Source organism: Polaromonas sp. P1_E11, from assembly GCF_056405995.1.
On the sequence record NZ_JBFUBA010000007.1, the window covers coordinates 228,818 to 246,407 of the forward strand.

21 protein-coding genes are annotated in these 17,590 nt (G+C 63.6%); 10 read left to right on the forward strand and 11 right to left on the reverse strand.

Annotation, left to right across the window (positions count from 1 at the left end; all coding sequences use genetic code 11):
• Nucleotides 1–29: 29 nt before the first annotated feature.
• Nucleotides 30–698 carry a 16S rRNA (guanine(527)-N(7))-methyltransferase RsmG gene (gene rsmG / locus AC1D11_RS20755; RefSeq protein ID WP_477647001.1) on the reverse strand — a complete coding sequence of 223 codons (669 nt, stop codon included), beginning with the start codon at nt 696–698 and terminating at the stop codon, nt 30–32.
• Entirely contained in the window at nt 698–2,695 is a 1,998-nt protein-coding gene (mnmG, locus tag AC1D11_RS20760; protein WP_477647002.1) for a tRNA uridine-5-carboxymethylaminomethyl(34) synthesis enzyme MnmG, read from the reverse strand. The genes rsmG and mnmG overlap by 1 nt, the downstream gene beginning before the upstream one ends.
• 360 nt (nt 2,696–3,055) lie before the next feature.
• Between mnmG and AC1D11_RS20765 the strand changes: the two genes are divergently transcribed.
• Nucleotides 3,056–3,634 carry an NADPH-dependent FMN reductase gene (locus AC1D11_RS20765; protein ID WP_477647003.1) on the forward strand — a complete coding sequence of 193 codons (579 nt, stop codon included), beginning with the start codon at nt 3,056–3,058 and terminating at the stop codon, nt 3,632–3,634.
• Nucleotides 3,631–4,308: a hypothetical protein gene (locus tag AC1D11_RS20770; RefSeq protein WP_477647004.1), complete on the forward strand. Its 678-nt coding sequence runs from the start codon at nt 3,631–3,633 to the stop codon at nt 4,306–4,308. Before AC1D11_RS20765 ends, AC1D11_RS20770 begins: the two co-directional genes overlap by 4 nt.
• 7 nt (nt 4,309–4,315) lie before the next feature.
• On the opposite strand, the gene AC1D11_RS20775 is transcribed toward AC1D11_RS20770, so the two are convergent.
• Complete coding sequence (locus tag AC1D11_RS20775) at nt 4,316–4,942, reverse strand: FMN-dependent NADH-azoreductase (protein ID WP_477647005.1); 627 nt, start codon at nt 4,940–4,942, stop codon at nt 4,316–4,318.
• Between the two features lie 24 nt (nt 4,943–4,966).
• Nucleotides 4,967–5,290 (reverse strand): DMT family transporter, encoded by a 324-nt coding sequence (locus AC1D11_RS20780; protein ID WP_457281851.1) that lies wholly within the window; start codon nt 5,288–5,290, stop codon nt 4,967–4,969.
• A 95-nt stretch (nt 5,291–5,385) separates the two neighbouring features.
• Here AC1D11_RS20780 and AC1D11_RS20785 point away from each other — a divergent pair, with 95 nt between their 5' ends.
• The 4 genes from AC1D11_RS20785 to AC1D11_RS20800 all read left to right on the forward strand — a co-directional run bounded on the left by AC1D11_RS20785 (nt 5,386) and on the right by AC1D11_RS20800 (nt 8,240).
• Nucleotides 5,386–5,772, forward strand: coding sequence for a winged helix-turn-helix transcriptional regulator (locus AC1D11_RS20785; RefSeq protein WP_477647006.1), 387 nt, complete (start codon nt 5,386–5,388; stop codon nt 5,770–5,772).
• Between the two features lie 108 nt (nt 5,773–5,880).
• Nucleotides 5,881–6,882 carry a Bug family tripartite tricarboxylate transporter substrate binding protein gene (locus AC1D11_RS20790; protein ID WP_477647007.1) on the forward strand — a complete coding sequence of 334 codons (1,002 nt, stop codon included), beginning with the start codon at nt 5,881–5,883 and terminating at the stop codon, nt 6,880–6,882.
• Nucleotides 6,883–6,990: 108 nt separating this feature from the next.
• On the forward strand, nt 6,991–7,257 hold the full coding sequence (locus AC1D11_RS20795; protein WP_477647008.1) for a YkgJ family cysteine cluster protein: 267 nt from the start codon (nt 6,991–6,993) through the stop codon (nt 7,255–7,257).
• Between the two features lie 113 nt (nt 7,258–7,370).
• Entirely contained in the window at nt 7,371–8,240 is an 870-nt protein-coding gene (locus AC1D11_RS20800) for a hypothetical protein (protein WP_477647009.1), read from the forward strand.
• 52 nt (nt 8,241–8,292) lie between these two features.
• On the opposite strand, the gene AC1D11_RS20805 is transcribed toward AC1D11_RS20800, so the two are convergent.
• Nucleotides 8,293–9,006 (reverse strand): Crp/Fnr family transcriptional regulator, encoded by a 714-nt coding sequence (locus AC1D11_RS20805; protein WP_477647010.1) that lies wholly within the window; start codon nt 9,004–9,006, stop codon nt 8,293–8,295.
• A gap of 109 nt (nt 9,007–9,115) precedes the next feature.
• On the opposite strand from AC1D11_RS20805, the gene AC1D11_RS20810 reads away from it, so the two are divergent.
• Both AC1D11_RS20810 and AC1D11_RS20815 read left to right on the forward strand, forming a co-directional pair.
• A complete protein-coding gene (locus AC1D11_RS20810) occupies nt 9,116–9,886 on the forward strand; it encodes a class II aldolase/adducin family protein (RefSeq protein ID WP_477647011.1) in 771 nt (256 codons plus the stop codon).
• Complete coding sequence (locus tag AC1D11_RS20815) at nt 9,883–10,770, forward strand: bile acid:sodium symporter family protein (protein WP_477647012.1); 888 nt, start codon at nt 9,883–9,885, stop codon at nt 10,768–10,770. The genes AC1D11_RS20810 and AC1D11_RS20815 overlap by 4 nt, the downstream gene beginning before the upstream one ends.
• A gap of 8 nt (nt 10,771–10,778) precedes the next feature.
• Here AC1D11_RS20815 and AC1D11_RS20820 read toward each other — a convergent pair whose 3' ends face one another.
• From AC1D11_RS20820 to AC1D11_RS20835, 4 genes are all read right to left on the reverse strand, one after another.
• Nucleotides 10,779–11,624, reverse strand: a complete 846-nt coding sequence (locus tag AC1D11_RS20820; RefSeq protein WP_457281857.1) for a transglutaminase-like domain-containing protein — start codon at nt 11,622–11,624, stop codon at nt 10,779–10,781.
• An 88-nt stretch (nt 11,625–11,712) separates the two neighbouring features.
• Nucleotides 11,713–12,027, reverse strand: a complete 315-nt coding sequence (locus AC1D11_RS20825; RefSeq protein ID WP_477651190.1) for a hypothetical protein — start codon at nt 12,025–12,027, stop codon at nt 11,713–11,715.
• Nucleotides 12,028–12,213 carry a DUF1328 family protein gene (locus AC1D11_RS20830; RefSeq protein ID WP_477647032.1) on the reverse strand — a complete coding sequence of 62 codons (186 nt, stop codon included), beginning with the start codon at nt 12,211–12,213 and terminating at the stop codon, nt 12,028–12,030.
• 269 nt (nt 12,214–12,482) lie between these two features.
• A complete protein-coding gene (locus AC1D11_RS20835) occupies nt 12,483–13,889 on the reverse strand; it encodes an AsmA family protein (RefSeq protein ID WP_477651191.1) in 1,407 nt (468 codons plus the stop codon).
• Nucleotides 13,890–14,007: 118 nt separating this feature from the next.
• Between AC1D11_RS20835 and gstA the strand changes: the two genes are divergently transcribed.
• Both gstA and AC1D11_RS20845 read left to right on the forward strand, forming a co-directional pair.
• Nucleotides 14,008–14,616 carry a glutathione transferase GstA gene (gstA, locus tag AC1D11_RS20840; RefSeq protein WP_457281861.1) on the forward strand — a complete coding sequence of 203 codons (609 nt, stop codon included), beginning with the start codon at nt 14,008–14,010 and terminating at the stop codon, nt 14,614–14,616.
• A 325-nt stretch (nt 14,617–14,941) separates the two neighbouring features.
• Nucleotides 14,942–16,048 carry an alkene reductase gene (locus tag AC1D11_RS20845; RefSeq protein WP_477647015.1) on the forward strand — a complete coding sequence of 369 codons (1,107 nt, stop codon included), beginning with the start codon at nt 14,942–14,944 and terminating at the stop codon, nt 16,046–16,048.
• 56 nt (nt 16,049–16,104) lie between these two features.
• Here the strand turns inward: AC1D11_RS20845 and thiE are convergent, their stop codons facing one another.
• On the reverse strand, nt 16,105–16,749 hold the full coding sequence (gene thiE / locus AC1D11_RS20850) for a thiamine phosphate synthase (protein WP_477647016.1): 645 nt from the start codon (nt 16,747–16,749) through the stop codon (nt 16,105–16,107).
• 11 nt (nt 16,750–16,760) lie between these two features.
• The gene (locus tag AC1D11_RS20855; RefSeq protein ID WP_477651192.1) at nt 16,761–17,588 is read right to left on the reverse strand and encodes a thiazole synthase; all 828 of its coding nucleotides are present in this window, start codon (nt 17,586–17,588) and stop codon (nt 16,761–16,763) included.
• Nucleotides 17,589–17,590: the final 2 nt, after the last annotated feature.

A 17,590-nucleotide genomic window follows, 5' to 3' on the forward strand; every position in this document is an offset into this window, starting at 1 on the left:
CAACGGGCTGAGGCGCTCGGCCCCGGTTTTCAGGCCGGGCTGGCGCCAGCTTTCGCCCGCATCCAGACAATGCAGCGCTCGGCATTCAGGCCCGGCACCTGCAGTTGTTCCACGTGAAACACTTCGGCGCCGGCCGGCAAGGAGGCAATTTCGTCGGCCGGGTGCTTGCCCTTCATGGCCATCCACACACCTTGCGATGCCAGCGCGTCGGTCGACCAGTTGGTGAAATCAACCAGGGACGCAAAGGCCCGGGAGCAAATCACGTCAAAAGAGGTGGTGATGGTTTCGACCCGGGCGTGCAGACCGGAGAGGTTGGGCAGCTTCAAGGCCAGCGCCGCCTGCTTGATAAACGCAGCCTTTTTGGCCACTGTATCCACGCAAGTCACCGCTACGTTGGGGCAGCAAATCGCGATGACGACGCCCGGCAGGCCTGCACCGGAACCCACGTCCAGCAACTTGGCGCCCTCCCCCAGTCCGGCTTTCTGCAAATGCCGCTTCAGCGGAAGCACCGCCGCCAGACTGTCCAGCAAATGGTGGGTCAGCATTTCTGCCGGATCACGCACGGCCGTGAGGTTGTACACCTTGGTCCATTTGCCGATCAGATCCTGGTAGTCCAGCAGCTGGCCAACCTGCGCATCGCTCAGGTCCAGTTGCAGCGCCTTGAGCCCGGCGTGCAAATCCTGTTCACCGCCCCGCATCAGGCTTGGGCTTTTTCGGTGGAAGCCCCGGTCGCCTGGAGTGGCGTCGTGTTTTTCCAGAGGTTCTTCTTCAGGTGCACCAGCAGCAGGGAAATGGTGGCGGGCGTGATCCCGGAAATCCGGGAGGCCAAACCCAGGGTTTCGGGCCGGTGTTTGGCCAGAGTCTGGCGCGCCTCAAAACTCAAGGCAGAGACCTGCAGGTAATCCAGGTCGGGCGGCAACTTGAGGTTTTCGTAGTGCGATGCCCGTTCGACTTCGGTCTTTTGCAAGTCGATATAGCCTGCGTACTTGGCCGTGATCTCGATCTGTTCAATCACGCTTTTGGCCATGTCGTCGCTGGCCGCTGCTTCCGCCGCCAGTTCCGGGTTGGCGTACTTGCCCTCCTCCAGCGACATCAGTCCGGCGTAGTTCACATCCGGGCGGCGCAATAGGTCCAGCAGGTTGTACTCCCGCTCGATCGACTTACCCAAAACCCGCTCGGCTTCGGCCACCGGCAGGTTGTTTGGGTTGACCCAGATCGCCCGAAGCCGGGCTGTTTCACGTGAAACAGTGTCGCGCTTGCGGTTGAAGGCATCCCAGCGGGCGTCGTCCACCAGGCCTAGTTCCCGGCCTTTTTCGGTCAGGCGCATGTCGGCGTTATCCTCGCGCAGCATCAGGCGGAACTCAGCCCGGCTGGTGAACATGCGGTAAGGCTCGGTCACGCCCTTGGTGATCAGGTCGTCAACCAGCACGCCCAGGTAGGCTTCGTCGCGCCGCGGCAACCAGGCTTCCTTCTCCTGACACTGCAACGCAGCGTTGATGCCGGCAAACATGCCTTGGGCCGCCGCCTCTTCATAACCGGTGGTGCCATTGATTTGGCCGGCAAAAAACAGGCCACCGATCGCCCGGGTTTCAAAGCTGGATTTCAGCGCCCGCGGATCAAAGTAGTCGTACTCGATGGCGTAGCCAGGCCGCAGGATATGGGCGTTTTCCATCCCCGCCATGGAGCGGACCAGGTCGTACTGAATGTCAAAAGGCAGGCTGGTCGAGATGCCGTTGGGGTAGATCTCGTGCGTGGTCAGGCCTTCCGGTTCCAGGAAGATCTGGTGGCTGTCCTTGTCGGCAAAGCGGTTGATCTTGTCTTCCACGCTGGGGCAATAGCGTGGGCCGACGCCGTCGATCTTGCCGGTGAACATGGGGCTGCGGTCAAAACCGGAGCGGATGATCTCGTGGGTCCGCTCGTTGGTGTGGGTGATCCAGCACGGCATCTGCCGCGGATGGGCAATGCCACCACCCATAAAACTGAACACCGGCACCGGGCCTTCAGTACCGCCCGGCATGCCGTCGCCGGGTTGTTCGGTGCATTTGCTGAAGTCAATCGTGCGGCCGTCGATGCGCGGAGGCGTACCGGTTTTGAGCCGGCCTTGCGGCAGCTTGAGTTCCTTGAGCCGCGCCGAGAGCGATACCGCCGGCGGATCGCCTGCCCTGCCCGCCGAATAGTTATTGAGCCCAACATGGATCTTCCCGTCCAGGAAAGTGCCGGCTGTCAGCACCACGGTGCGCGAACGGAATCGGATGCCGACCTGCGTCACCGCCCCGACAACCCGGTCGCCCTCGACCATCAGGTCGTCGACCGCCTGCTGGAACAGCCACAGGTTGGGCTGGTTTTCGAGCTTGCGGCGAATCGCCGCCTTGTACAGAATGCGGTCGGCCTGCGCGCGGGTGGCGCGCACGGCCGGGCCCTTGGAGCTGTTCAGGATGCGGAACTGGATGCCGCCTTCGTCGGTGGCCAGCGCCATCGCCCCGCCCATCGCGTCCACCTCTTTGACCAGGTGGCCCTTGCCAATCCCGCCGATGGAGGGGTTGCAGCTCATCTGACCCAGGGTCTCGATGTTGTGGGTCAGCAGCAAAGTCTTGCAGCCCATGCGTGCGGAAGCCAGCGCGGCCTCGGTGCCGGCATGGCCGCCACCGACCACGATCACGTCAAATTCTTGCGGGTAAACATAAGGCGAGTGCATCACGCCTCCTTCGGGTAAAGCGGCTTTCAGGCTGGGGCGCCTGCATGCCATGGAGCGGTCCGGTGTCGATGGTGGCCAGGCTTGCCGCAGCCGCACGGCGGCGCGGCAGCACACACATGCGCCGTGCAGGTGCCCCGGCCCATCGGTCCCCACAGGACGAAGGCATGATTTTATCAGGCGAGGCCTTATTTGTGCGGCCTGTCCGGGGGCATGGCCTTGCGTGGCCCCGGGGATTTGCTATCAATTCAATAGCTGCTTGCGCCCGTCCTTATTAGGCTGGAGCGTCAAAGTCCGTGCAAGACGGCCGTTGTGCGCGGCAGTTACGCCAAAAGCCGGCCGCCAGCGGCCACAATAGCGGGCATGAAACTCCTCGTCTTTGCTGGCAGCATCCGCCAAAACTCCTTCAACCGCAAACTCGCCCAGGTGACCGCCACACTGGCGCGCGCCAGCGGCGCCGAAGTCACCCACATCGAGCTGGCTGATTTCGACATCCCGATGTACAACGCCGACCTCGAAGCCAAAGGCACACCGCCCGACGTGATGAAGCTCAAGCAGCTCATGTTTGAACACCCGGCCTGGATCATCTGCTCGCCCGAATACAACGGCAGCTACACCGCGCTGCTCAAGAACACCATCGACTGGGTGTCCAGCCCCGTCAAGAGCGACCCGGCCTGGCACGAAGGCTTCAAGTCTTTCACCGGAAAAGTCGTGGGCATTCTCAGCGCCTCGCCCGGCGCGCTGGGCGGCCTGCGTTCGCAAAGCCATCTGGTACCGCTGCTGCTCAACGCGCAGTGCTGGGTCGCGCCCAAGGCTTTTGCCCTGGGCCGCGCCGGCACCGCCTTCGACACCGAGGGCAACCTGCTCGATGAAGCACACCTCAAAAATGTGCAGGCGGTGATCGACCAGGTGCTGTTTGCTTCCCAACGCCTCGCTGCATGACAGCCCGTCCAGGCCACTGGCTGTCGGGCCTGGCGGCCTTTTGCCTCTCGTCGTGCGCTTACGCCATGGACGTGGAGATCAGGGAGCCGTTTGTTTTTCTGTCGGGCAAGGTGACCGGCAATGAACAACGGATCCTGCAGGCCGCGATAGAGGAGCACCCCGGCATCACAACGGTGGTGCTCAAAAACTCCTCGGGCGGGGACGCCCGGGCCGGGTATGCGACGGGCGAATACATCCGTGAAAAAGGCCTGATGACCTTGCTCTCAGGCTATTGCCGTTCTTCGTGTTCGCGCATGTTTCTGGGCGGCACAACACGCGCCTACTCCGACGACCAGCCGCTTGAAAGAACGGTCGTGGGTTTCCATGGCAACTACACACAGGACGGCAGCCTGCAACAGGCGCGCATGCCGGCACTGAAAGCCTGGATCATGAAATACAGCGACGGCAAAGCCAACCCCCAGCTGGTCGAGCAGTGGGTCAACCTGCCCAACCACAACGGCTTCGCCTATTTCTACCACCCCCAGGTGCCTGGCATCGGCCCCGACGGCGTGATGCTGTGCCAGGGAAGCGAAGACCCGAAGTTGCGCAAGGAACTGTGCGCCAAACCGCAACAAGGTGACGCACTGGCCAACGGGATCGTGACCACGCTGGAAATCGCCAAAATACCCCGGTGACCACGCACTAATTTACGGCCAGCGCCCGTGCCTGCTCCACCGCACCGGCCTTGGTCGCCGCGAGGACCTCGGGCGGCACCAGCGTCGGTGAGGCGTTGATTTCCGCCGTCACCTCAATGTCCAGGAAACGCAGCCAGCGCCGCATGTACGGTTTCTGGAAATCGGATTCATCTTCCCCGGGCCGCAGCGGGTACGCGCCGGCACTTGAATACACCAGCGTCGCACTCTTGCCTGGCAGCAGCGCCTGATAACCGGCCTCTCGTGACCAGCTCCAGTTCTGCCCCGGCAAGGTCACCACGTCGATGAAATGCTTGAGCCGATAGGGAATGCCGAAATTCCACATCGGCAAACTGAAGAGAAATTGATCCGCCGCATTGAAGCGCTGCGACACCGCCACTGCACGGGCCCACAGCGCCTGCTGCGGCGCTGTCGCATTCTGCGCACGCAAAACGGCAAATTTCGCGGCGATCATGTCGGCGTCAAACGGCGGCAGGTCGATGTCCCACACATTGATCGTGTCCACGGTGCCCTCTGGATGCGCCTGGGGATAAGCGTCCAGCCAGGCGGTGGCGACGGAAGTTGAAGTGGATGCCGCCCGCATCGGCGAGGCTTCGATGTAAACCAGATGGGTCATGGGTTTCTCCGTGGGATGGGTTGATCAAACAGTGCCGTCCAGCAGGCGCAAGCCCACCATGCCAGCCACGACCAGCGCCACACAGGTCAGGCGCAGTGCCGAGGCGCTTTCGCCCATCCAGAGAATGCCGATCAGCGTCACGCCGACCGAACCTATCCCCGTCCAGATCGCGTAGGCCGTGCCCACCGGCAAAGTCTTGACGGCATGCGTCAAAAAGAAAATGCTGGCGCCGGCCGCGGCCACACCCAGCACGCTGGGCCACAGGCGCGTCCAGCCTTCGGAAGATTTCAGGAACAAGGCCATTGCGATTTCGACAATGCTTGCAGCGAGTAAATAGAGCCAGGCCATCAGGGGACTTCTTTCAGGAACAGGGTTAATCGGTTGAAGAGCCCCCAGCTTAGGTTTACGATTACCCATAGGCAAGTACGCACCTTCTGGTAACCATGACAATTCCCGGCGACCTACCCACCGACGGCTCAACTGTGTTTAGCCAGGCCTGCCCGTCGCGGCAGGCGCTGGAACTGGTGGCCAGCAAGTGGGCCTTGCTGGTCATCCCGGCGCTGGCCGACGGCCCGGTGCGCAACAACGAGCTGATGCGCAAGATCGAAGGCATCTCGCAAAAGATGCTGACGCAAACGCTCAAGGAGTTGGTGCGTAACGGCCTGGTGCTGCGCGCCGACCACCAGACCGTTCCTCCGCATGTCGAATACCGGCTCAGCACACTGGGCGAGTCCCTCAGCGAAACATTGGTCCCGCTGGACAACTGGGCGGAGCGCCACCACCAAAGCCTGAAGGCCGCACGCGAACGTTTTGACGCGTCATTCAGTTAGTCCTGCGCACCTGCACGCAGGGTTAGCCTCATTAGCGGAACCACGTAGCGAGACGGCACGCGTACGGTCCTATATTGGGCCAACGACAACGACATGGAGACATTCACGATGAAACACCTCAACACGCGCCGCGGCGCATTGCAACTCGGCCTCAAGGCCGGCGGCGCACTGGCAGCGGTTTCGGCCTTTCCCGGGCTGCTGCATGCACAGGCCGGCTGGCCCAGCAAACCCATACGCTTGCTCGTACCCTTCGCGCCCGGCGGCAGCTCCGAAATCGTTGCGCGCTCGGCAGCCAACGAACTGAGCAAAAGCCTGGGCCAGACGGTGTTTGTGGAAAACAAACCCGGCGCCAGCGGCAACATCGCCATGCAGGAATGCGCAGCCTCCACCGACGGCCACACCATCATCCTGGGCCACATCGGCACCATGGCGGTCAACCCCTTCATCTTCGACAAGCTGCCCTTCGACACCAACAAGGACTTCAAGCCCATCTCGCTGCTGGCCAAGGTGCCCAGCCTGTATGTCGTCAATTCCAGCGTGCCCGCCAACAACCTGAAAGAATTCATCGCGCTGGCCAAGGCCAAGCCCGGCCAGCTCAATTACGGCTCGGCCGGCAACGGCAGCGCCGGCCACCTGGCGTTTGAATATTTGAAGATGGCCACCGGCATCTTTGTGCTGCACGTGCCCTACCGCGGCACCGGCCCGCAGCTGACCGACCTGCTGGCCGGACGGCTCGAAGCGGCGAGCGTGGGCGCGCCGGCAATCCTGGCGCACATCAAGTCAGGCAAGCTGCGCTGCATTGCCACCGGCACCAAGGAGCGCCTGCCCCAGCTGCCCGACGTGCCCACCGTGGCGGAAAGCGGCTACCCCGGTTTTGAAATGACGCAGTGGTATGGCCTCAACGCCCCATCCAACATGCCGCAGGCCAATATCGACCGCATCGCCGAAGCCTGCAACAAAGCCATGCGCAACCCGCAGGCCACCGAACGCCTGCGCGGCGACACCGCCCAGCCGATTGGCGACAGCCCGGCGCAGTACGGCGCCTTCATCAAGACCGAGCAGGCGCGCTGGAAGGAAGTGGCCGCTCGGGCGAAGATCAAACCCGACTGATTTTTGCCCCACAAACGGCCCCACAGGCCTTTTTTGAGCATCAAATACGGCTCCAGCCCAATAGGAATCTGCGCGAGCAGCTATATTTTTCATAGTAAACCACCCACCATGAACTGCCGACCCGGCTGCGGCGCCTGCTGCATCGCGCCTTCCATCAGCTCCGCCATTCCCGGCATGCCGCTGGGCAAGCCAGCGGGCGTACGCTGCGTGCAGCTGGACGACACCAATGCCTGCCGCATCTTTGGCCAGCCCGAACGGCCGGCCGTGTGCGGGCAGCTGGCGCCTTCGGCCGAGATGTGTGGCGCCAGCGCCTCTGCAGCGCTGGCCTGGCTGACGCGGCTGGAGCGGGCTACCGCGCCGCCCGCCATCCGTTGAAGAGCGGGCCCATCAAACGTGCGCTGTTGTTGGGAGCGCCCCTACACTGAACACCACAAAAATGTCGCCTGCCAAACGCCCTCGCCATAAAATCCCGTCACTCCGCCGACACCATGGTCAAAGCTCTGCTCACAAAAACCATCTTCTGTTTCGCAATGGTTGGCTTGGTGACTCTAGCCAGTTGCAGTAAACCAGCAGAAATCCCCCATGCCACAACTTTGGATCGGAACGCGCTCATGGCGATCGTATTTCCGGACTGGCAGGCATCAGACGGTAAAACTGTTCAGTCGATTGAGCTGCCCAGCAACGGCGGCAGCAAGCAAGCCCCAGCCGAATCCAAAACCAAAGCGGAAATTCTTCCCCTTTACGTCGTGAAATTAAGTGAGTCTCACGCTGTGATGCTCACACAAACACTCCCGGCTGACAGCAGCGGAGAGCCGTTTACCTGTCACGCCTGTCAGGCGTATGTTGGCGCCTACTCCTTCACCCGTTACCCTGCGGGTTGGCGACTGACCGAGCGACAGGATGCGGTCACCACCGTCGGACTTGAAGGTACTCTGGGAAAGACCCAAATCGTTCGCTTCGGGGAAAACGGATTCTTGTTCTCCGCAGAGTGGGGCAGTTGCTGGCAGGGATACTGTGGTCACTGGTTGGCGCTATTGAATTTGCAGCCTGATCGAGCGATACCGTATGCCCCTGACTTGATACTCTCAGCGGAGAATACTGGTGCTCATGTAGAGTGCGACTCCAGCCCAGGTTCTGCGATTATCAGCGACCCCGTCCACCAATGTTTCGACGTAAAAGGCACTTGGAAAATTCAGGGCGACCGGCTTGTCGCGAACTTTCTGGGCCACCGCACTGATTTAGATCCTGAGGGCAAGCGTCTTCCAACAAAGACCGTCAAACAGCGAGCGATTTACCGCATAGAAAAAGAAAGACTTATTCTTGAGAGCGGTGAAAACCCCGTACCCAACGATTGGTAGCAGGGCTTGAATATTCGGAGAAAACCGCGCTGTCTTTGAACACGGACGCACTTCAGCCCGGCGCATCGCTGATCGACTTCAACCGCGCTGCCGAGTTAATCTCGATGCGCCGGTAACGCAGATCCACTGCGCCCAGCGCCACCAGCGCCTTGAGCTCCTTCGACAGCGTCTGCCGCGAGATGCCCAGCATCATCGCCAGCGCCTCTTGCGACACCGGCACCACCGGCCGCGCCTTGGGCGCCAGCGTAGCGTCGCCGCGTGCCAGCAGCAGCAGGCGGCGCGCCACGCGCGCACGGGTCGAGCGCAGCGCCGCGTCTTCCACCATGCCGTAGAGCGAACGCACGCGCGCGGCCAGCAGCCCCGCGATCGCACGCGCAAACGGCGCGCCCTCCATCAGCGCGGCAAACGCCGGCTGCGGCACCACCAGCACCTCCACCGCCGACTGGGCCGTGGCGTCATGCGTGCGCGGCTCGCCGTCCATCAGCGAAATCTCGCCGATCCAGTTGCCCGCCTCCAGCACCACCAGAATCGCCTCGCGCCCGTCCTCACGCAGCGACGAGATTTTCAGCAGGCCGCCAAGCAGGCCATAAAACCCGCCGGGGGCATCCCCCTGGCGAAACAGCATCTCGCCACGCCGCAGCCGCAGCACTTCGGCGGACGCCAGCAGCGCCTGCCGGTTCGCCAGCGGCAACGCGCCAAACCACGGGTTGGCCGACATGCGAGCCATCATGGAAGGCGGTGAAGGTGTCGCGGGAACGATAGGCATACGGCCAATTGTCAAATTTTTGACAGTTGCCCGTCAAGCACCCACGTATCGTGAGCAGTTCGTGCCGAGAGAGCACCCTGTTCAAACAAACCAACGGAGACAACATCCCATGCACATCCCCTCCCTGAAAGAAGTCGTCAGCGCCGAAGAATGGCAGCTGCGCTGCGACCTCGCCGCCTGCTACCGCCTCGTCGCCCTCTACGGCTGGAGCGACCTGGTCTTTACCCACATCAGCGCCAAGCTGCCCGAATCCATTTCCGGCGCGGGCAACCACCATTTCCTGATCAACCCCTACGGCCTGATGTTCGACGAGATCACGGCCTCCAGCCTGGTCAAGGTCGACGGCCAGTGCAACAAGGTCATTGATACGCCCTTCCCGGTGAACCCGGCCGGCTTTGTCATCCACAGTGCGGTCCACGACGCGCGCTCTGACGCCGGCTGCGTGCTGCACACCCACACGCGCGCCGGCGTGGCCGTCAGCGCGCAAAAGTGCGGCGTGCTGCCCATCAGCCAGCAGTCCACCTTCGTGCTGGCCTCGCTGGCTTACCACGCGTACGAAGGCGTGGCCTTCCGCGACGATGAAAAGCCGCGCCTGCAGGCGGATCTGGGACACGCCAACTTTCTGATGCTGCGCAACCACGGCCTGCTTGTAGTGGGCAAGACGATTGCCGACGCTTTCCTGAGCATGTACACCTTCGAGAACACCTGCCGCATCCAGCTCGACGCGCAGGCCGGTGGCGAACTCACCGAAGTCAACCCGTTGATCGTCAAGGGTGTGGCCGAAGCCATGCGTGTGCAGACCAGCGGCCTGGGCGGGGCTTTTGTCTGGCCGTCACTGATACGCAAGCTCGACAAACTCGATGAAAGCTACAAGTCATGAGCGGCGGCTCGCCTGTCGTCGCGCAGCTGCTGATCGCAGCGCTCGCGCTGGTCATGCTCGGCCTGGGCATGACCCTGAAGGTCGAAGACTTCACCCGCCTGCTCAAATACCCCAAGGCCGTGGCCGTAGCACTGGTGCTGCAGGTCATCGTGCTGCCCGTGGCCTGCTACGCGATCATCGTGCTGCTGAATGTGCCGCCGCTCTTTGCGGTGGGGCTGATGCTGCTGGCCGCCTCGCCCGGTGGCATCTCGGCCAACCTGTTCAGCCATCTCTTCGGCGGCAACGTGGCGATGAACATCTCGCTGACCGCGATCAACACGCTGCTGTCGATCGTCACCATGCCGGTGATCGCGAACTGGGCGATCGAGACCTTCGCCAAAACCGGCCAGGTCGTGCCGCTGCAGTTCGGCAAGGTGGTGGAAGTGATCGTCATCGTGCTGGTGCCGGTGACCATCGGCATGTGGCTGCGCACACGCAAACCCGCCTGGGCCGCACGCAGTGAAAACCCGACCAAGATTTTCAGCATCATCGTGCTGGCCGTGGTGGCCATAGGCGCAGTCGTCAAGGAGTGGCAGTCACTCACCACCACTTTCGCCGCGATCGGCCCGGCCGTATTGGCCTTCAACCTCGTGAGCCTGCTGGCCGGCTATTACGTCTCGCGGGCCACGGGCCTGGACAAACCCATCTCGACCGCCATCAGCTATGAGATCGGCATTCACAACGCAACGCTGGCCATCTTCATTGCGCTGGCCGTGCTGAACAACTTCCAGCTGGCCCTGCCGGCGGCGATTTACTCCTTCAGCATGTACATCACGGCCACACTGTTCGGGCTGCTTGTGCTGAAGCGCCGCAACGTGGCAACCATAGCGGCGCCGGCAAGGTAACCGACACGCTAAACCGTGACCACGGTCAGCGCGGGCGAATGCACGCCTGTTGAAACGCCGGGCAGGATGTCCCCCTCGGTGATCGAGAGTTCCTTGCGCAGCATCTGCACACCGCCAAAAATGGTGGCAAAGGCCACGTCCTTGGCGTCGCGGCCTGTGCCCACGCGCACCAGGCGGTCGATAGGCGCCATGCGTGTCGGGTCAAAAATCACCCATCGCCCTTCCAGCCAGGCTTCAAACACGGCATGGAAATCTTCCGGCGGCTCGTCAAAATGCACATACCCCACCACCAGCCGCGCGGGAATGTTCAAGGCCCGGCACAGCGTGATGCCCAGGTGCGCAAAGTCACGGCAGACACCCGCGCGCTGCACAAACACCTCCTGCGCGGTCGTCGTGGAGTTGCTGAAACCCGGCAGGTAGCCAATCGAGTCGTGAATCCAGGCCTCGATGGCACGCACCCTGCCAATGCCCGGCGGCAAGTGGCCAAACAGCTGCTGCGCGGCCCGGCTCATGACGTCGGATTCGCAATAGCGGCTGGGCATCAGGTAGCGCAGCACTTCGTCCGGCACCGCCGTCACGGGGGTTTCGTCCAGGTGCAGGGGCACCGGGGCCGGGTGCAGCTCCACGCGCGCATGGTAGTTCACCGAAAGCACGCCCTTGGGAGCGTCCAGGCGGATAAAGCGGTTGCCGCTGCGCTCATCCGAAAAGTTCCGCACCTTCATGCTGGGCGTGATGGTCAGCCGCTCTTCCACAACATGGTGGCCTTCGTGAAAAGCCGCCTCGATGTGAAACAGGAAATGGGCAGGGTGAGTGACCTCGTATTCCAGCAGCAGGTCAATAAGGGTAGTGTGCATAAGCCTGAACCGGTGAAAAGAAACCTTGTGGATGCTTGAGTCGCCGCGACGGGGCGGTTGCAGGGATGTGCGTCAGGCGGCCGCTCAGTCAGAGACGTGTGCGGTGGCTGACTTCCCGGTTCTCGGCCGGCGCAAACCAGTTTTTGCAGGTCACAAACACAATGCGGGCCGCGCGCTCCAGCACATCGGCAGACGGCGCCGCCGGCCGGCGCGCACGCAGGCGGTTGATCAGTAAAAACTCGGCAATGCTGGCCTGGAAACCCAGCGGCCGTTTGGGCGCCACACCGGCAGGCGGCGCAGGCAGGCGTACAGCCTCATTGCCCGGCTGCCGCCACGGGTGGAACAGCCGCTGCCGGAACCGCGCAGCCATGGTGCTGGCCGGCATGTCGGTGCGCGCAGCCATCTACTTCAGCGCTTTCTTTGCAGCGCCCACACCCAGCGCAGCCAGCACGACAAAGATAACCGCCAGGATGAGGAACAGGCCGAACAGGATTTTGGCAATGCCTGCAGCGCCCGCCGCCACACCACCGAAACCGAGGGCAGCGGCAACCAACGAAATCAGCGCAAAAATAATCGCGTACTTGAGCATGATGGCCTCCAGAAAGTGGCCTCTTGCGCGAATGCGCGGACGAGGCGTTAGGGCGTTAAGCACGTCATGGGCATCAAAGTGTGAAGTCAAGGTGAGTCAACGCAGCCCATGACCCATAACCCCATGCTAAAAGCAGGCGGCGATTTTCCGAATCAGCAGCGCCCGCATGGCCCTGTAGGACAAGGGCGCAGCTCAGCGCAACTTCAGAACTGTCAAGGCTTTAGGAGCAAGTAAGCGCTCATTGACGGACCAAACAGGGAGTGCCGGACCTACTTGCCAAAGATACCGCGCAGGCTCTTGCCGACCTTTTCGCCCACACCGGCGCCGGCGCCGGTACCCACGCCAGGCAACAGCACGGTGCCGATGGCGGCCCCCAGCAGCGCTGCACGCGACAGCGTGACCTCCGGGTTGTCCAGCGTGCCGCCCACCACCAGCGGCACCCCCACGGCGCCACCAATGGCGCTGCCGATCTTGCTGTCGCCGGCCAGGGTCACACTGACCTGCCCGCTCAGGGCCTTGGCGGACGAGACGGCCACATTGCCGGTGGCGCTCAAGGCCCCGGAGCTCGCCACCAGGTTGGTCAATTGCGCCGACCGCCCCAGGGTGCTGACCTGCCCGGCCAAGGTATCCAGCCGGGTCTGGCCACCACGGCTCAGCCCCACCGTCTTGACCGCCTTGGCCAGGTCCAGCCCGTTCACCACCGCATCGCGCACCGTGAAGGTGGTGTGGCTCTGCAGCGCATCCACCAGCGCAGCCGTGGTGGCGGCGCGCGCGTTGAGCGTGGTCGTGGCGTCAAGCTGGCCGGTCAGGGCCTTGGCGGGCGCCGTCAGCGCAGACACCTCGACACCGCTGGTTTTCAGTTGCCCCTGCAGCACCAGTTCCTCCGCCGAACGCGCCACCGGCTGCGCCTTCGCGCCCGGCTTGGCGGCTGCCGTTGCTGCTGCGGCCGCCACAAAACCGCGCTGCAGGCCCAGGCGGCCTTCCAGCTTGCCGCCGCCCACCTTCACAAGCAAATCCCACTGGGCGGCACCGCCGGCGTCGCCGGCTTGCGCTTCCACGCGTTGCAGCGTTGCTTCCAGGCCCTGGAGGTTGCCTTCCGTCAATTTGAGCAAAGCGTTCTCCGGCAGTCCATCGGCGCCCAGGCTGGCCTCGCCCTTGACCGTGGTGCGTGCGCCGGTGGTGTTCACCCAGGTGACGTCGTCCAGCACCGTGCGGCGCGGCAACCAGTCAAGCCGGTTCATTTCCGGGCCCGTGTTGGCTGCAGATGCCGGCGCACCCGGCTTGGCGGGCGCGGCCTGCTTCTTCTTTTGCAGCAACAGGAGCAGCGCATCAATGCCCTGCTGCGGCAACACCGCCCGGCGCACCCGCAGGGTGGCCACTTCCAGGCGTCCCTGCAACAGCGGGCGCCACTCGGGCCGCACTTCCACGCGCTCCAGCGTCAGCGGCGGCTTGCTTTGCACGGAAATGCCGCTCAGCGCCACAGCGGGCAACGGCCAGATGTCCACCGCCACCCGGTCCAGGGTCATGGGAACGCCCAGCGCGGCCGACGCTTCCCGCTCAACGCGCTGGCGGAAGTCGTCCGTGCTGACCCAGCGGTGCAAGGTGTAGGCCACCACGGCCAGAAGCACCATCAAGCCGAGGGCCAGGAACACCAGCCATTTGAAAAGTTTTGCCATGCGGCTATTGTGGCGCGCCGGCCAGCAATAATCCGCCGTTCCGGCTAGCATCAGGGGCTGTGCGACATTCCCGCCACACTCCTGCCGCACTCCGCCACCCCACAAAGGACAAGACACCATGAAACTTTACTACTCCCCCGGCGCCTGCTCCCTGTCACCCCACATCACGCTGCACGAGTCGGGCCTGAAGTTCGAGCATGTGCTGGCGCCCACCAAAACCCACCAGCTGGAAGACGGCACCGACTACTACACCATCAACCCACTGGGTTACGTCCCGCTGCTGGAGCTGGACGACGGCACGCGCATCGCCGAAGGCCCGGCCATCGTGCAGTACATCGCCGACCAGGTGCCGGAGAAGAAACTCGCGCCGGCCAACGGCACGCTGGAGCGCTACAAGCTGCAGTCCTGGCTGACTTTTGTCGGCACCGAACTGCACAAGGGCTTCAGCCCGCTGTTCAATGCCGCCACACCGGCCGACTACAAGACCATCGTCATCGACAAGCTGCTGTCGCGCCTCAAATGGGTGGACAGCCAGCTCGCCGGCAAGCAGTACCTGATGGGTGACGCCTTCAGCGTGGCCGACCCTTACCTCTTTACCGTGACCAACTGGGCGCCGCGGGTGGGGGTGGATATTTCGGGGTTTGCGAACATTGCTGCGTTTCGGGAGCGTGTGGCGGCTCGGCCTGCGGTGCAGGCGGCGATGAAGCATGAAGGGCTGCTCAAGTAGACCCCACCCCCGTCCAGGCTCACTGCGTGTAGCCTGTTCCCCCCTCGAGGGGGCGGCGCCTGGGGCCGGCGAAGCCGGACCCTCGGCCCCCACTGGTGAATACCCCCCGCTGGTTACGCCCTGAACTCTTCAACCCAGCACGAGCCGCGGGACTGGCTTTGCCAGACCGCAGGCGGGCGGCCCCCTCGGGGGGCAGGGAGCTACACAGAGTGAGCGACCGTGGGGGCTCCATGTAGCACGAAATCAGCAACCCGTGTTGGGCAAGCCAATCGAAACAGGGCCAAACTGGCCCTGTTTCCATTCAAGCCCCATTCAGGATCTCTTCATGCCCACCTTATTCGATTCCAACAAAGCCGGTGACTTGGCCCTTGCCAACCGCATCGTCATGGCGCCGCTTACCCGTAACCGTTCGCCCAATGCCGTGCCGACGGACATCGCGCAGATCTACTACGGCCAGCGCGCCAGCGCCGGGCTGCTGATCACCGAGGCTACCGCCGTCAGCCATCAGGGCCAGGGCTATGCCGACGTGCCGGGCCTGTACGGTAGCGAGCAGCTCGACGCCTGGAAAAAGGTCACCCACGCCGTGCATGAAAAAGGCGGCAAGATCGTTGTGCAGCTCTGGCATGTGGGCCGTGTGTCGCACACCAAGCTGCAGCCTGAGGGCGGCAAGCCGGTCGCGCCGTCAGCCATCACGGCCAAGACCAAGACGGTGCTGATCGAGGACGGCGTGCCGACCTTTGTTGAAACCTCTGAACCGCGCGCGCTCACGGCAGCGGAAATCCCTGGCATCGTGCACACCTTTGCGGCAGCGGCGCGCAATGCCGTCGAGACGGCCGGTTTTGACGGCGTCGAGATCCACGGCGCCAACGGCTACCTGCTCGACCAGTTCCTCAAAGACGGCAGCAACAAGCGCACCGACGACTACGGCGGCAGCATCGAAAACCGCGCCCGCCTGCTGCTGGAAATCACGCGAGCTGTCACGGACGCGGTAGGCGGCGGCAAAACCGGCATTCGCCTGTCGCCCGTCACGCCCGCCAACGACGTGCATGACAGCAACCCGCAGCCGCTGTTTGACTACGTGGTCAAGCAACTTGCCACTCTCAATCTCGCCTACATCCACATCATCGAAGGCGCCACCGGCGGCCCGCGCGAAATCGACGACCGCCCGTTCGACTACAAGGCACTCAAGGCCGCCTACCGTCAGGCCGGCGGCAAGGGCGCCTGGATGGTCAACAACGGCTACGACCAGGTGCTGGCTGAAAAAGCTGTCGCCAACGGCGCCGACCTGGTCGCCTTCGGCAAGCCCTACATCGCCAACCCGGACCTGGTGGAGCGCCTGCGCGTGAGCGCGCCGCTCAACACGCCGGACAAAGCCACCTTCTACGGTGGCCGCGAAAAGGGCTACACAGACTATCCGACGCTATCAAATTAATAGCTACTTGCGCCCGTTCAGATTGCCTGAGCGGGCGTTTTAATCCATGAACCCGTCTAGGCCCGGTTCGGTGCCGCCAGGCGCAGGCCGTGCAAAGCGGCCTCCTGCGGGTCGGCAGCCAGCGTCACGGCGCTCACCACGGCCACGCCGCTGACGCCGCACGCCACCACGCCGGCGATGCGGTCCAGCGAGATACCGCCAATCGCCACCACCGGGTAGGGAGACGCCCGCAGGGCCCAGTCGCGCAGCTGTTCCAGCCCCACCGGCTCATAAGGCATGACCTTGAGCGTCGTTGGGTAAACCGGGCCGATGGCCAGGTAAGACGGCTGCACCGCATGCGCGCGCGCCAGTTCGGCTGGCGTGTGGGTGCTCAGGCCCAGTCGCACGCCGCCGGTGCGCAGCGCATCCAGGTTGGCCGTGTCCAGGTCTTCCTGGCCCAGGTGCACCCCATAGGCGCCGAAATCCAGCGCCAGCTTCCAGTGGTCGTTGATGAAAACCTGCGCACCCTTGACGCCGCGCCCGGCGGCAATCGCCGCCTGCACTTCGGCGGAAATCTCCGCTGGCGTGTGGCCCGCCGCCTTGATGCGCAGCTGGACAGTGCGCACGCCCCAGCCCAGCAGGCGCTTGACCCAGGCCGCGTCGGGCACCACGGGGTAAAAACCAATCGGGCCGGTCAATGGGGTAAAGGCGGGTGTTTTCATCGGACGTCCAGTCAGGGTGCGTGCCAGAAGGGTACGCCAACCGTCGGCGTGGAAGCCTGCGCGGCAGCCCGCTCCGGCATGGGGGTCGATTCATACGCCGCGCGGCCGGCGGCCACGCCGTCGGCAAAAGCGCGCGCCATGCGCACCGGGTCACCGGCCTGCGCCACCGCGGTGTTCAGCAGCACGGCATCAAAGCCCAGTTCCATCACGGCCGCCGCATGCGAAGGCCGGCCGATGCCGGCATCGACCACGAGCACCGCATCGGGCAGGCGGCGGCGCATGGTCTCCAGCGCATAAGGGTTCAGCGGCCCGCGGCCCGTGCCGATGGGCGCGGCCCAGGGCATCACGGCAGCGCAGCCCGCGTCGCGCAGGCGCTGGGCTATCACCAGGTCATCCGTCGTGTAGGCAAACACGGCAAAACCCTCTTTGGCCAGCACCGTCGCGGCGTGCAGGGTGGCGTGCGTGTCGGGCTGCAAGGTGTAGTCGTCGCCGATCACTTCCAGCTTGATCCAGGTCGTGCCAAAAATCTCGCGCGCCATCTGCGCCAGCGTGATCGCCTCTTCAGCACTGTGACAGCCCGCCGTGTTGGGCAGGATGTGACAGCCCAGCGCCTGGATACGCTGCCAGAAGCTGTTGCCCCCGCCGCTTTCCGGCTGCAGGCGGCGCAGGCCCACCGTCAGCACTTCGCACCCGCTGGCATGCACCGCATCGCTCATCACCTGCGGCGAAGGGTAATGCGAAGTGCCAAGGAAGAAGCGGCTGGACAGCGTCGTACCGGCAACCGTCAGGGGCTGGCCGTGGGCGATGGTTGAAACTGCGGGGCTGGTTTTATCGTTCATGC